General features: G+C 65.3%; 14 protein-coding genes. 9 read left to right on the top strand and 5 right to left on the bottom strand.

Annotation, left to right across the window (positions count from 1 at the left end):
• From sufC to EL272_RS05100, 5 genes are all read left to right on the top strand, one after another.
• The gene (gene sufC, locus EL272_RS05080) at positions 1–768 is read left to right on the top strand and encodes a Fe-S cluster assembly ATPase SufC (RefSeq protein ID WP_061787152.1); all 768 of its coding nucleotides are present in this window, start codon (positions 1–3) and stop codon (positions 766–768) included.
• 46 nt (positions 769–814) lie between these two features.
• The gene (locus EL272_RS05085; RefSeq protein ID WP_014846146.1) at positions 815–2,050 is read left to right on the top strand and encodes a cysteine desulfurase; all 1,236 of its coding nucleotides are present in this window, start codon (positions 815–817) and stop codon (positions 2,048–2,050) included.
• Positions 2,047–2,490, top strand: a complete 444-nt coding sequence (gene sufU, locus EL272_RS05090; RefSeq protein WP_014846147.1) for a Fe-S cluster assembly sulfur transfer protein SufU — start codon at positions 2,047–2,049, stop codon at positions 2,488–2,490. Before EL272_RS05085 ends, sufU begins: the two co-directional genes overlap by 4 nt.
• Entirely contained in the window at positions 2,490–2,870 is a 381-nt protein-coding gene (locus tag EL272_RS05095; protein ID WP_014846148.1) for a metal-sulfur cluster assembly factor, read from the top strand. Before sufU ends, EL272_RS05095 begins: the two co-directional genes overlap by 1 nt.
• Before the next feature lie 114 nt (positions 2,871–2,984).
• Positions 2,985–3,806 (top strand): alpha/beta fold hydrolase, encoded by an 822-nt coding sequence (locus EL272_RS05100; protein WP_061787151.1) that lies wholly within the window; start codon positions 2,985–2,987, stop codon positions 3,804–3,806.
• Positions 3,807–3,846: 40 nt separating this feature from the next.
• On the opposite strand, the gene EL272_RS05105 is transcribed toward EL272_RS05100, so the two are convergent.
• The 3 genes from EL272_RS05105 to EL272_RS05115 are packed head-to-tail and all read right to left on the bottom strand — an operon-like array spanning position 3,847 to position 6,822.
• Positions 3,847–4,128, bottom strand: a complete 282-nt coding sequence (locus tag EL272_RS05105) for a hypothetical protein (RefSeq protein ID WP_014846150.1) — start codon at positions 4,126–4,128, stop codon at positions 3,847–3,849.
• 11 nt (positions 4,129–4,139) lie between these two features.
• On the bottom strand, positions 4,140–5,603 hold the full coding sequence (locus EL272_RS05110; protein ID WP_014846151.1) for a hypothetical protein: 1,464 nt from the start codon (positions 5,601–5,603) through the stop codon (positions 4,140–4,142).
• Positions 5,604–5,628: 25 nt separating this feature from the next.
• Positions 5,629–6,822: an SPFH domain-containing protein gene (locus EL272_RS05115; RefSeq protein WP_061787150.1), complete on the bottom strand. Its 1,194-nt coding sequence runs from the start codon at positions 6,820–6,822 to the stop codon at positions 5,629–5,631.
• 137 nt (positions 6,823–6,959) lie between these two features.
• Between EL272_RS05115 and EL272_RS05120 the strand changes: the two genes are divergently transcribed.
• The 3 genes from EL272_RS05120 to EL272_RS05130 all read left to right on the top strand — a co-directional run bounded on the left by EL272_RS05120 (position 6,960) and on the right by EL272_RS05130 (position 11,142).
• Positions 6,960–8,558, top strand: coding sequence for an ABC-F family ATP-binding cassette domain-containing protein (locus EL272_RS05120; RefSeq protein WP_061787203.1), 1,599 nt, complete (start codon positions 6,960–6,962; stop codon positions 8,556–8,558).
• 102 nt (positions 8,559–8,660) lie between these two features.
• Positions 8,661–10,088 carry a phosphoglucomutase/phosphomannomutase family protein gene (locus EL272_RS05125; protein ID WP_061787149.1) on the top strand — a complete coding sequence of 476 codons (1,428 nt, stop codon included), beginning with the start codon at positions 8,661–8,663 and terminating at the stop codon, positions 10,086–10,088.
• Between the two features lie 73 nt (positions 10,089–10,161).
• Complete coding sequence (locus EL272_RS05130; protein ID WP_061787148.1) at positions 10,162–11,142, top strand: YveK family protein; 981 nt, start codon at positions 10,162–10,164, stop codon at positions 11,140–11,142.
• Here EL272_RS05130 and EL272_RS05135 read toward each other — a convergent pair.
• The gene (locus EL272_RS05135) at positions 11,123–12,535 is read right to left on the bottom strand and encodes an O-antigen ligase family protein (protein WP_061787147.1); all 1,413 of its coding nucleotides are present in this window, start codon (positions 12,533–12,535) and stop codon (positions 11,123–11,125) included. The two genes, EL272_RS05130 and EL272_RS05135, sit on opposite strands and share 20 nt — an antisense overlap.
• Before the next feature lie 57 nt (positions 12,536–12,592).
• A complete protein-coding gene (locus tag EL272_RS05140) occupies positions 12,593–13,408 on the bottom strand; it encodes a putative RNA methyltransferase (RefSeq protein ID WP_061787146.1) in 816 nt (271 codons plus the stop codon).
• A gap of 27 nt (positions 13,409–13,435) precedes the next feature.
• Here EL272_RS05140 and fabG point away from each other — a divergent pair, with 27 nt between their 5' ends.
• Positions 13,436–14,143, top strand: coding sequence for a 3-oxoacyl-ACP reductase FabG (gene fabG, locus EL272_RS05145; RefSeq protein WP_061787145.1), 708 nt, complete (start codon positions 13,436–13,438; stop codon positions 14,141–14,143).
• The last annotated feature ends 15 nt before the right edge of the window (positions 14,144–14,158 follow it).

Raw genomic sequence — 14,158 nt, forward strand, 5'->3', positions numbered from 1 at the left:
ATGTCCAATCTCGTCATCTCCGACCTCCACGTCGACGTCCTGACCGAGGAGGGTCCCAAACAGATCCTCAAGGGCGTGGACCTCACCGTGAACTCCAGTGAAGTGCACGCGATCATGGGCCCCAACGGCTCCGGGAAGTCCACCCTCGCCTACGCCATCGCGGGACACCCCAAGTACGAGATCACCTCCGGGTCCGTGACCCTCGACGGAGTGGAGCTGACCGACCTCACCGTCGACGAACGCGCCCGGCAGGGCCTGTTCCTGGCGATGCAGTACCCCGTCGAGGTGCCGGGAGTGTCCGTGGCGAACTTCCTCCGCACCGCCAAGACCGCCCTCGACGGCAAAGCCCCCAAAATCCGCACCTGGGTCAAGGACGTCGAGAACGTCTTGAACCGCATGAACCTGGACAGCTCTTTCTCCGCGCGCTCCGTCAACGAGGGTTTCTCGGGTGGTGAGAAGAAACGCCACGAGATCGCCCAGCTTGAGCTTCTCAACCCCAGGGCAGCCATCCTTGACGAGACCGATTCCGGCCTCGACATAGACGCCCTGCGCATCGTCTCCGAAGGGGTAAACCGCTACTCGGCCCAAGGGGACCGGGCCGTGATGCTCATCACCCACTACACCCGTATCCTGCGCTACATCGACCCCACCTTCGTGCACGTCTTCGTCGACGGCCGCGTCGTCGACCAGGGGGGGCGTGAGCTGGCCGACAAGCTCGAGGCCGAGGGCTACGAGGCCTACGTCAAGGCGGCAGCAGCCAACGTCTGAGCTGCCCGGGGTCAGGTAACGACAGTCGAAGAAGGAGAGGACCGAAGTGAGCTTTGACGTCGAGGCGATCCGACGGGATTTCCCCATCCTGACGCGCAGGGTGGGGGAGCATCCTCTGGTCTACCTGGATTCGGCCAACACCTCCCAGAAACCCCGGGTGGTCGTCGACGCGATCGCCGAGCACTACTTCCAGCACAACGCAAACGTGGCGCGCGCGATGCATGTGCTGGGCGCCGAGGCCACCGAGGCCTACGAGGGGGCACGGGGCCTGGTGGCGTCCTTCATCGGTGCCGCCGCGCCCGAGGAGGTGATCTTCACAAGGAACGCATCCGAGGCCCTCAACCTGGCTGCCAACACCCTGGCGGCCCGGTTGATTCCCGGTGACGAGGTGGTGATCTCCGTGATGGAACACCACTCGAACATCGTTCCCTGGCAGCTGGTGTGCGAACGGACCGGGGCGGTGCTCCGCTGGTTCGACGTCACCGACGAGGGGCGGCTCGACCTCGAGGCCGCTGAACGCGATGGGCTGATCAACGAACGCACCAGGGTGGTTTCCGTCGCCCACGTGAGCAACGTGCTGGGTACCCGCAACCCGGTGGCCGAGATCGCCGCCAAGGCTCATGCGGTCGGCGCGGTTATGGTGGTCGACGCATCCCAGTCGGCACCCCACCAGAGCATCGACGTCACCGAGCTTGGAGCCGACCTGGTGGCCTTCACCGGACACAAGATGTGCGGCCCTACCGGCATCGGTGTGCTGTGGGGCAGGGGAGAGCTCCTGGAATCCCTGCCACCCTTCCTCGGCGGGGGGGAGATGATCGAGGTGGTCGAGATGACCCACTCCACCTACGCGGACCCGCCCCACCGTTTCGAGGCCGGCACCCCGCCGATCGCCCAGGCGGCCGGGCTCGGCGCCGCCATCAGATACCTGCAGGGGATCGGGATGGACGCCATCGCCGCCCACGAACACGAACTGACCGAGTACATGCTCGCCAAGCTGACCAGCATTGACGGGCTGCTGCTGCTGGGACCGGTGGAAGCCGTGGAACGCGGATCGGCGTGCTCTTTCAACCTGAAGGGCATCCACCCGCACGACGTCATGCAGGTGCTCGACTCCCGCGGTATCGCCATCCGGGGCGGGCACCACTGCGCCAGGCCGCTGCACAGGAGGCTCGGCCACCAGAGTTCCACCCGGGCATCGGCCCACCTGTACACGACCCGGGAGGAGATCGACGCACTGGCGGACGCGCTGGTGTTCACCCGCGACTACTTCGGAGCACGATGAACCTCGACGAGCTCTATCAGACGATCATCCTCGACCACTACCGCGAGAAACATCACAGCGGGCTGCGGGAGCCGTACGAGGCCGAGGTGCATCACGTCAACCCGTCCTGCGGCGACGAGCTGACCCTGCGCGTCCACCTGGATGGCGACACGATCGCAGACATGTCATACGACGGTGAGGGATGCTCCATTTCGCAGGCATCCACGTCCGTCCTGGGTGATCTCGTGATCGGCCGGGACGCCGACCACTTCTCCGGGCTCTATGACGATTTCCTGGAGATGATGCACTCCAAGGGGGAGATCACCCCCGACGAGGACCGCTTCGAGGACGCCATCGCTTTCGCCGGCGTCTCGAAGTTCCCCGCGCGCGTCAAGTGCGCCCTGCTCGCCTGGTCGGCCCTGCGGGATGCCGTGGCCCAGGCCTCAGCGAAGGAGAACTGATGTACACCCCCGACCCGCGTCCTTCGGATCTGGTAAAGGACGAACTGCCCGGCGACGACTCGGCCACCCCGATCCCCACAGAGGAGGAGATCGAGGAGGCGATGAAGGACGTCGTCGACCCCGAACTGATGGTCAACGTCGTCGACCTCGGTCTGCTCTACGGGGTCACCGTGGACGAGGAGGCCAACGTCACCCTCGACATGACCCTCACCTCACCCACCTGCCCGCTGACCGACCGCATCGAGTACGACACGAAGTACGCGCTCGACGGCCTTGCGAACTCGGTGACCATCAACTGGGTGTGGCTGCCGCCGTGGACCCTGGAGATGATCACCGAAGACGGCCGAGAACAGCTGCGGGCCATCGGCTACAACCTCTGAGACAGGCGAACCCACGCAAAGGCGGCGGGATCAGAAAACCCGGGAACCGGGTCCGATGCCGGTGCGGTGGGGTGTCGAGTAGTCTCGGGGAGAACCGATGATTGGAGGGCGAAGATGCCGAAGCTGACCACCCCGGACCAGGTGAACCTGAACTACACCGACATCGGATCCGGGCGACCCATTGTGATGATCCACGGCTGGCCGCTGTCCGGGGCCGCGTTCGCCGACAACGCCAAGGTGCTCGCCGCCGCCGGTTACCGGGTGATCACCTACGACCGGCGCGGGTTCGGGCAGTCCGGGAAACCCCGCGACGGCTACGACTACGACACCTTGGCAGCCGATCTGGACGCCCTGCTGACCGGCCTCGACCTGCACGACGTGGTCCTGCTCGGGTTCTCCATGGGTGGTGGTGAGGTGGCCCGCTACCTGGCGACGCGCGGATCGGAGCGTGTCGGTGCGGCTATCCTGTCCGGGTCCATCTGCCCGGCCCTGTGCATCACCAAGGACAATCCCGACGGCGCCATGCCCCGCGAAGGATTCCAGGAGCTGGCGGATGCCTGCGCCGCCGACCACGCCGGTTTCGTCGATCAGTTCTGCGGCTGGTTCTACAGCAACGACCAAGGGCTCACCGTTCCCGAGGAGATCCGGCAGCAGGCGGTTGAGATCGCCCGGCAGTCGGCCCCGCACGCCGCGGTCGCAACCATTCTCACCTGGACCGAGGACCTGCGCGAGGACTGTCGTCGCATCGACGTCCCGCTGTTGGTGATCCACGGCGACGGGGACCAGAACGTCCCGCTGGCAAAGTCCAGCGCCCGAATGCCCGAATACGCGCAGCAGGCGCAGCTGGTCGTGATCGAGGGTGGTCCTCACGGGATCAACGTTTCCCACGCGGATCAGTGGAACGCGGCGATCCTCAGTTTCCTGGCGGGCAGCTGACGGATCCCCGGGGCCGCTTTGCGGGCGGCGCCCGGACTCCTTACCACGTCCGCAGCCGGTTTCTCGGTTCCTTGGAGTACTCGTGGCCCTCCACGTGCTTTTCCTGCGTGCGGCCGATGGACTCGAGGTAGGTGTCCGACCCTTGGACATCCTGGAGTTCGACGCGGGTGGTTTCTTCGAACTGGTACGACTTGTCGGCGTTTCGGTACCGCGACATGATGTAGCCGTAGAAGGCGATGGCGGCGATCGGCCCCAGCGCCAACAGGGCAAGCCGGATACTTCCCGAGGATGAGCGTTCCAACAAAACCATCCAGAAGGACATGTCCGCTCCTATCACAAGGTTGCCACGAACAGTATCAGCCCGATTGTGGTGCCGATGACGAAAATCAGGAAGGTCATCAGGTACAGCATCGTCCGGTTGATGGGTACCGACCCCATCACCTTGCCGTTCTGGCCGTTGACCGCCACGAAATGTTTCAGCCCGCGATCGGGCTGGTAGTAGGAGTACAGCCACACCGGCAGATAGACCGTCACCCAGCGCGAACCTTGGAGATCCACGTGTTCGGTGTCCCAGCGGACACCTCGGTCGTACCGCTCCACCATGTTCTCCCCCTTCGCGCGGGTGATGCTGAGCAGGTGGTCCCGGACGATGTGATCCATCTCGGTGATGTTCACGTCGCGGCGTTCACTCGTGAAGCCGCGAAGATAGTTCGGGCTGTAACGCAGGGCGTCCTTCACGTTGAAAGGCAGGATTGCATTGATGATGTTGTTGGTCTGCGACGGGTCGCCCATGTTTCCACGTTCTCGGTTGGACTCCAGCAGCAGGTCATCGATGCTCATGTCGAAACTGCGCGCAACGTTGTAGGCATCAGCGGAGTAGTAGGTTTCCCAGGAATCCCCGTGTTTCTCGGTCCAGCTTCCGGTCTGTACCTCGCCCCGGCCCGTCAGATCGCCATGCGCCTGCCCGTCGAACACGAAATAGGGCAGGTAGACGCCGACCACGTTCTCGGGGGCGAACTCCTGTTTGAACCTGGGATGGGCGTAGAACTTCCGCTGATTCACAAACTCGCGGATGATCTCCACGGCGTCGTGCTGCAGAACCAGGAACGGAGCCACTGCGTCCGGGGTCGCCCCGTTCGGGATCCGGGAGTTGGGTGAGAGATAGCTGCGGCACCAGTGGCAGCGCACCTGCACGGTCTCGTGCGCGTCGATGACCACCTCCGCGCCGCAGCCGGTGCACTTCAGGGTCACCATGCTCTGCCCGGCCAGGTCCTGCGAGGAATGGGTCACCACGGTGCCCTCCAGGTCCTGGATTCCTCCGGTCAGATCCACCTGGTCCTCCAGGCGGGGTTCGTTGTAACGGGACCGGCAGTTCGCGCAGACCAAGGAACGGACCTCGACGACGTAACGGATGTCCGTGCCCCCACAACTGGTGCATTTGATCATCACGCCGGTGCGGCCGTCGTCAGGAAGCTCGATCACCTGGGGGCCGGGCTCCGGCTCCTGGACGTCCTGCTGCGGAGGCGCTGGTGTCCAGGGGTTGCCCGGGGCCGCGGGAACAGGGAGTGGCCCCGCGACATAACCCGGATTGGCGTACGGATTCTCGCTCAGGGCGCGGGGCACCTGCTGGGGCGGGAAAACTCCCGGTTGCGGGGGATACCCGGGCCAAGGCTGTTGGGCCTGGGGATACCCGGTGGCCTGCTGCGGGGGAGGATAGCCGTGTGGTTGTTGCTGGGGATACCCGGGCGGCCAGGGTTGCTGCCCCCAGCCCTGGCCGCCACTTCCGGAGGCTGTCATGGCTTCGTGTCCTCTTGCAACCCGATTACAACCCGAGCAGTCGCTTCTTCAACGTGTCGAACTCCTCCTGGGAGACCACCCCGGCGTCGAGCAACTCCTTCATCTGCTTCAGTTTCGCGACGGGATCCTCCTGGGGGGCCGCTTGCGCTGGCTGTTCGGGCGGCGCGGGTTGTGCCTGTGCGGGCTGCTGCGCTGGCTGCTGGAAGCCTCCCATCATCCCGCCCATCATGGGAACACCGATGCCCATGCCGACCAGGCCTTGACCGCCTCCGTTCTCGCCCGCGGACTGGATTCCCCGGGCAACGGACTGCTGCATGAAGGATGCGCCCCGGTCCCCGCGCAGCGCATCAGCCTTCTTCACGTCGGAAAGCAGCTCTCGGGTGTCGGCGTCGTACTCGATGGCTGCCAGGGCGACACGTTCGATGAGAAGGCCGCGCCCGGAACGCCACTGGTAGTTCTCTTCGACGGCAGCGCTGAGGGATTTCGCGAACCCGATGGAATCCTGTTGCAGCCGGGTTATGCGGTTTCCCCGCTCGGGGTCGTTTGTGTACTTCGAGAAGGCGGCGCCCAGACAGGCCACCACCTCGGTGAAGAGTTGTTCGCTGACGGGATTGTCGATGTCATCGAAGTCGAAGACCTGATTGTTCGCGATCACGGCGCCCGGGATGACGCTGGAGATGAACAGGAGGGGATCAACGATGCGGAGGGTGTAGGTGCCGCGGGTGATCGCTCCCACCTGCGCGCCCAGGTAGGCGTCGTCCCAGTAGATCTCGGACTGGGTGCCGAAGCGATTGTCCGGGAGTTCCTTGAGGTTGACGAAGAAGACCTGCTGCATGGCGCCCGGCCGGCCGCCGAACTTGATGCGCTCCCAGGTGTTTCGGATCACCTGACCGAACACCCCGTCACCGGCGAAAACCGACTGGGAGGAGGGATCCTGGCCGCGGAACTCGAACCCGCCGGGTTCCGCCACGAAGCCGGTGATCCGCCCGTCCTGGAAGGAGACGAGGCCGTAACCGTCGGGAACCACGATCTTCGAGCCGTTGCTGATGATGTTCTCCGAGCCCTTGGTGTTGGAACCGCGCCCCGCGTTCCTACCCTCGTGGACGGCCGGGAAGAACGCTGCCGTCGGGCTGATGCCGCGGGGGACCGTGAGGAAATCCAGCCACTGATCGGCGAAGACGCCGCCGAGGGCGCCCGTGAAGGCCTTGATGAAACCCATGTTCTAACTCCTGACTCAGCTGGGGTGGCGACTCGCGGTTGCCACCTTTTCATGGTGCCAGACCACGGGGGTCAGTGGGATACCGGGTGGGTGGTGAAAACCGCCGTCACGCGCCCCAGTGGGTAAACTTCGCCGACGTGCTGCAGGTCAAGGATGTGGAGGTACGCGCCGGGGCGCGGCTCCTGTTGTCCCCGGTCAGTTTCCAGGTCGCCGCGGGGGACCGCATCGGGCTGGTCGGTCGCAACGGCGCCGGGAAAACGACCCTGACCCGCATACTCGCGGGGGAGGGATTGCCCGCAGCCGGCACCGTCGCCCGGTCCGGGCGGTTCGGCTACCTGCCGCAGGACCCCCGCTCGGGGGAACCGGAGCAGCTCGCGCGCGACCGGATCCTGGGGGCCCGCGGACTGGATCAGGTGATGGCGCGTCTAAGAAGGGCCGAACAGGAGATGAGCTCCTCGCGGGGAACCGAACGGGAGAAGGCCATGGCGGCCTACGCCCGCGCCGAGAACGCGTTGCTGTCGGCGGGAGGATACGCCGCCGAGACCGAGGCGGCTCGGATTGCCGCCAACCTCGGGCTGCCGGACCGTGTCCTCGGGCAGCCGCTCTACACTCTCTCGGGTGGTCAGCGACGCCGGATCGAACTGGCCCGGATCCTGTTCTCCGACGCCGACACCCTCCTGCTGGATGAACCCACCAACCATCTCGATGCGGACTCCATAACGTGGCTGAGGGGCTATCTGCAGAGCTTCGGGGGCGGCCTGGTGGTGATCAGCCACGACGTCGGCCTGCTCGAGGCGGTGGTGAACAAGGTGTTCCACCTGGACGCCAACCGCGCCGAACTGGATCTCTACGCGATGGACTGGAAACGCTATCTGCAGCAGCGGGAGACCGATGAGAAACGCCGCAAACGGGAACGCTTGAACGCGGAACGCAAGGCGTCGCAGCTGATGGCGCAGGCCGATCGGATGCGTGCCAAGGCCACCAAGGCGGTCGCCGCACAGAACATGGCCAGGCGTGCGGAGAAACTGCTGTCCGGCATCGAGGGGGAGCGGGAACACGACAAGGTGGCCCGGATCCGGTTCCCCGAACCGGCGCCCTGCGGAAAAACCCCGTTGCTGGCCCGCGACCTCTCGAAGGCCTACGGCTCACTGGAGGTGTTCACCGCCGTCGACCTCGCCATCGACAAGGGATCCAAGGTGGTCATCCTCGGACTGAACGGAGCCGGAAAAACCACGATGCTGCGCCTTCTCGCCGGGTTGGAGGAGCCCGACGTGGGGCAGCGGATCCTGGGCCACGGAGCCCGGCTCGGCTACTATGCACAGGAACACGAGACTCTCGATGTCAGCAGATCTGTGCTGGAGAACATGGTCTCTGCCTCCCCCGACCTGGGCGATGTGGAGGTTCGCAAGGTGCTCGGTTCCTTCCTGTTCACCGGGGATGACGTGGACAAACCCGCGAAGGTGCTCTCGGGCGGGGAGAAGACCCGCCTGGCGTTGGCCATGCTGGTCGTCTCGGCTGCCAACGTGCTGCTGCTCGACGAGCCGACGAACAACCTCGACCCGGCTTCCCGCGCGGAGGTGCTGTCCGCCCTGCGTTCCTACTCGGGGGCCGTCGTGCTCGTCACCCACGACCCGGGGGCCGTCGAGGCCCTGGAACCGGATCGAGTGCTGGTCCTGCCCGATGGGGTTGAAGATCTGTGGAGCGACGACTACGCCGATCTCATCGCCCTTGCCTGAACATATTGCACACTTTGCGCAAATAATGTGCAAAGTTGAACAGTTTTTCGATCAGAATTGTCTACGCTGAGCGCAGGCTAGGAGCAAGGAAAGGGCCATGCCATGGCGCGCATCAACTTCGGCACCGGCGGCTGGCGGGCGATCATCGGTGACGAATTCACCCGCAGCAACGTGAGACTGCTCTGCGGGGCGCTCGCCCAGCGCATCAAGGAGGAGGGAAACCAGGACCAGGGGATCGTGATCGGCTACGACCGGCGATTCCTCTCCGATGTCGCCGCCAAGTGGGCGGCAGAGGTGTTCGCGGGGGAGGGGGTGGCGTGCCGGGTGATCAGGATCGCCCAGGCCCCCACCCCGCTGATCATGTGGACCGTCAAGAACCTCGGGCTGCCCTACGGCATGGCCGTAACGGCCTCCCACAACCCCGCCCTCTACAACGGGATCAAAGTGTTCACGGCGGGCGGCAGGGACGCGGACGAAGTGGTCACGCGCGACATCGAGGACCGCATGACGAAACTCGAGGGCACCCGCGAGGCCAGGATTGGGCAGGTGCCCTACGACAAGGCCGTCGCGCGGGGACTGATCCGCCAGATCAATCCGTTCAACGGCTACATCGACTCGATCATCGACCAGGTGGACATGGACGCCATCCGCCGAGCCGACCTGAAGATCGCACTGGACCCGATGTTCGGGGTCTCTCGCACCTCGCTGCAGACCATCCTCATGACGGCCCGCTGCGAGGTGGACGTCATCCACGACCGCCACGACACCCTGTTCGGGGGGCGTATGCCCTCTCCCAACAGTGCCTCCCTGGACTCGTTGAAACGCTACGTGGTGGACAACGGTTGCGCCCTCGGGATAGCGACCGATGGCGATGCCGACCGGCTCGGGGTCATTGACGACAAGGGAAACTTCCTGCACCCGAATCAGCTGCTGGTGATCCTCTACTACTACCTCCTCAAGTACAAGGGGTGGCAGGGTCCCGTGGTCCGCAACGTGGCCACCACGTCGCTGCTCGATGAGGTGGCCCACCAGTTCGGGCAGGAGTGCCATGAGGTTCCCGTCGGGTTCAAGTGGGTCTCGGGGAAGATGCTCGAAACCGACGCGATCATCGGCGGCGAGTCCTCCGGCGGGCTAACCGTCAGGGGACACATCTCCGGCAAGGACGGGATCTACGCCGCGACCTTGCTGGTGGAGATGCTGGCCGTGGTCGGCAAGCCCATGAGCGAGATCTACGAGGAGATCACGGGGCAATTCGCTCCCCGCTACATGGCCGAGACCGACTTCACGTTTGATTCGGAACGCAAACAGGAGATCTCGAGGGTCCTGATGGAGGACCGTCTGCTGCCGGAGTTCTCAGAGAACGTGCGCGAAGTTTCGTACCGGGACGGCTGCAAGGTCTACTTCGAGGACGGCTGGATCATCGCCAGGTTCTCCGGAACCGAACCGCTCCTGCGTATCTTCTGCGAGATGCCCACCCGGGAACGGGCCGAGCGGGCGTGTGAGGAGTTCAGGAAGTTCCTGGGACTGTAGGCTGCCGTCTCGACCGTTTATAACAATCGTCGTTATAATTGTGTCGTCCGAACGTCGACGTCCCTGGAGTGACATGAACCTGCGCGATTTCGCGAGCGCCCTGACGCGGTCCTGGCTGGTGATCGCGGTCGCCACCGTGGCGGGCCTGACTGGCGGGTGGGTCGTCGGCAACGCCGCCCGCACCGTCTACAGCACCACTTCGCGGGTGGTGGTCCTGGCCGCCCCCTCGGTGGGAACCCCCGAGGATGTGCAGCACGTCACGTCCGTGATCCGTTCCGAGATGTCGCTCTATCAAGCACTCGCTCAGGGGAACGACGTGACCGACCGGGTGGCATCCCAGATACCGGGAATGACAGCCTCGGATGTGGCGGGCGCGACCGCGGTCACGGTCACGGACCAGGTCATCATGATCACGGTCTCCCTTCCGAGCGCGGAGCAGTCCGCTGCGGTGGCCAAGGCTTTGGCCGCTGAGTTGACCAACGAGATCAGGGCGCTGCATCCGGGAAGTCAGCCGCTGATCCGGGCGGAGGCCATGACGGCTCCCGCGAAACCGGTCTCGGCAGGTGTTGGCCGTGTGCCCTCAGCGTTTGCTGGGGGTGTGCTGGGCCTCGCCGTAGGGCTCGTCGTCGTCTGGGGGTTGGCCTCGCTGCGGCCCAAGGTCGCATCGGGTGGTGCCTTGGCCGCCAGCGGACGGTTGGTGCTTCGCGCCGAGGCGGACCAGACGGCTTTCGAACAGCTTGCCGCGGTGCTTTCTCCTCATCTGAAGGAGTCGGCGACAGGGAGAGCGGTCCTGGTGGGGACCGGGGAAAGGGTGAATCTGGGGCCGTGGTGCCGGGGCCTGGGGGAACAGTTGGGCGCTGAGGCGACGGCGGTGGAGGCCGCCCCGAACGGAGCCGACCCCGTCGCCCTGCGGACCGTGGCCGGGGGAGAGGTAACCGTTGTGTTCGCGGATCGCAGGGACGCGCTGAAGAAGGTCCAGGAGACCATCGATCTCCTGGAAGCGGCAGGGGGCAAGATCGCGGCGTGTCTGGTCGTCAGCGATGCCCGAGCGTGAGCACGCGCGCTGGGGTCGTGGCCCCGGCGGAGGCGGCTTCCAGCAGCCGAAGTGTTTCCGGTTCACGGTTGCGGCGATGGTTCATCATCACCAGGAGCGAGGCCAACGCCGACCACCAGATGAAGCTCACGGGAAAATTCTTCGTCAGATACGTGTCGAAGGCGAAACCCACGAGAGTTGCCACCAAGCCGGATGCGATCGCGCGCTCAATTACTCCGCGTGCCCGCCACCAGGCCCAGCAGACGACCCCGGCAAGCACGAGCAACAGGGCAAGGCCAACCAGTCCCTGCTCCGAAAAAACCGCCACGTAGGTGTTGTGGGCGTGCGAGAGGGTGATGCCCTCGGGCATCTGCTTCGGTCCATGGGCGCCGGCCTGGGGGAGGCTGTTGGTCTCGAAAGCGTACCAAGGCCACAACACGCCATAGCCAACTCCGAAAACCAGGGTTGTAAGTGATCCAAGCGCCTGCTCAATGCCGTACACCCAGGTCTCGACACGGCCTGCCCCGGTGAGTTTGAAACCGCGCTGTTCCATGACGTGCCATGCGACAGCGGCGAAGGCCGTCATACCGGCCACGGCACTGGAGACGATCAGGGGCAAGCGGTTCGGGCGGCGCTTGGCCATGTCAATGATCGAAGGCAGGATGAACAAAGCCATGAACAGGGCGAGAGTGATGACGCCGGTCCGGGCCCCGGTCGCCATGATCCAGATCACGTACGCCGCCGAGGACAGCGCCGAGAGGCCCCTTCGATGCCCCACGATCACCGCTGCCACACAGATCGCCAGCCCCAGCAGGAGAGCGGTGTGCAGCACGGCGGCGCCTGCGAGGCGGGTGGCCCAACGACCATACAACTCCGCGTTGCTGGCGTTCCACCACACGCCGATGGGGGTCGTCACGGCACCGGCGAATGCGAACCACCAGAGGATCTCGAACTGTTGAGAAGAGGGAACCAAGTTGACGGCCAGGATGGCGAGCAGACAGGACAAGCCCGCCGTTATCAAGGGGTTCACGAGGTATGACAGGGGAACGGGAACCACCGCCGAGGGGGTTCCGTACTGTGCGCTGACCCAGTGTTTCGCCAGAGGCAGCGACACCACTGCGAGCACCAAGAGGAGGATGAAGGCCGCCGCGGCGATGACTAGGGCCCGGGGCGGAGGCTCCCGGGTCGGGTCCTCGCGCAGTTTCATGGTGGTTGCGATGGCGAGGATCGCGACCGCTGAGGTCAAAAAAAGCTGGAAGGAACTCACTCCTGTGTGGGCCACCTGATCCTCGCTGACCACCGTCGAGGCGAAAATGAGCAGGCAGGCGCACACGATCACGGCCAGGAGGCTCCAGTGATTCAGCCGCAGGCGCGTCTTGATGGCGCGTGAGGGACTGAGGACGGAATGCAGCACGCTGTCATTTTAGAGGTTTCTGGAAGCGGGTCCGTCTTCCCGGTTCGGGACGTGGATCTACAGTCGCCGGAATGTACTGGTGACGAAGGCCGCGGTGGTTCTCGCCGCAGTGGGGGCCTTGTGGGTGTGAAAGGCGTTCGGACCCATCGCGACGAGGTCGGCTGCGGCTTCGGCGGACAGGTTCAACGGATGGGTGAGTTCCTGCCGGTCCACGAGGTCGAAACCAGTCATGGAACCGTCCAGCCGTTCCAGTTTCTCCGGGTCGAGTCCCAGCAGACCGAGCGATTCGCGCAGCTCCACGAGATGATCCCGGCCCGGGGTCACCACCACGAGCCGCCCGCCCGGGGAGAGCACCCGGGCGAACTCGGCCGGGTTGCGGGGAGCGAACACGCAGAGCACGGCCTCCAGGCTTCCCGTGGCGATCGGCAGGCGACGCCAGATGTCGGCGACGACTGATCCCAGGCGTGGGCTGCGTCCGGCAGCACGGCGACAGGCCGCGGGGGAGACGTCCACTGCAAGCCCGACGGCTTCGGGGGTCTTGTCGAGAAACGCCCTGATGTAGTGGCCCGTTCCAGCCCCCACCTCGAGTACCCGGCGTGCACCGGCCAGGGCGGTGACCACCCTCCGGGTCAGCGGCTCGTACCAGCCTGCGGACAGGAAACGGTCGCGTGCGGCGAGCATCCCGGGGGTGTCGGCATTTTTCGGTGCGGCGCGCAGCAGCAGATTCAGGTGCCCCTGCCGGGCGATGTCGAAGCAGTGGCGGTTCTCGCAGCCGAGTGTCCTGCCGGCCAATTCCAGGGATGCGGTGCAGACCGGGCAGCGGAGCCAGGGAACCACGTGGGAGAGTCCCTCGGGAACGGGGCGGTCGGCCATCACCGCGCCCACGATAGTGTTTGATCCGTGCAAGACAAGCCTGTTGTTCTCGTTACCGGGGCGACGCGCGGCATCGGCCGTGTCATCGCCGAGAAGTTCCGCGACGCGGGGTACCGTGTCGCGGGCACCCATCGCGCCGGAGGTGAGGTTCCTGAGGGTGTGCTGCCCGTTGAATGCGACATCACGGACCAGGCCCGGGTGGACGCGGCCTTCGAGAGGGTCGAGGCCGAGTTGGGGAGCGTGGGGGTGCTCGTCGCGAACGCCGGTGTCACGAAGGACACCCTGCTGGCGCGGATGTCGGATGCGGACTGGGACGCGGTGATCGACACCAACCTGACCGGCACCTTCCGCGTGGTGCGGCGGGCGGTCCGCCCCATGACCCGCGCCCGGTTCGGGAGAATCATCCTGATCTCCTCGGTGGTCGGATTGCTCGGATCACCCGGGCAGGTCAACTACGCGGCCTCCAAGTCGGCGCTGATCGGCATGGCCCGCAGCCTCACCCGCGAACTGGGAGGCAGGAACATCACCGCCAACGTGATCACCCCCGGGTTCATCGAGACCGACATGACCGCGGCACTGGACGAGAAGGTTGTCGAGGGCTACCGGGAACGAATCCCGGCAGCACGCCTCGGGCAGGCTGAGGACGTCGCGGGTGCGGCGTTGTTCCTCGCTGGGGCAGGATATGTATCGGGCGCTGTCATTCCGGTCGACGGCGGCCTCGGAATGGGTCACTGAGAAAAACCAAGGAGC

Source organism: Arachnia propionica, assembly GCF_900637725.1.
Lineage (GTDB): Bacteria > Actinomycetota > Actinomycetes > Propionibacteriales > Propionibacteriaceae > Arachnia > Arachnia propionica.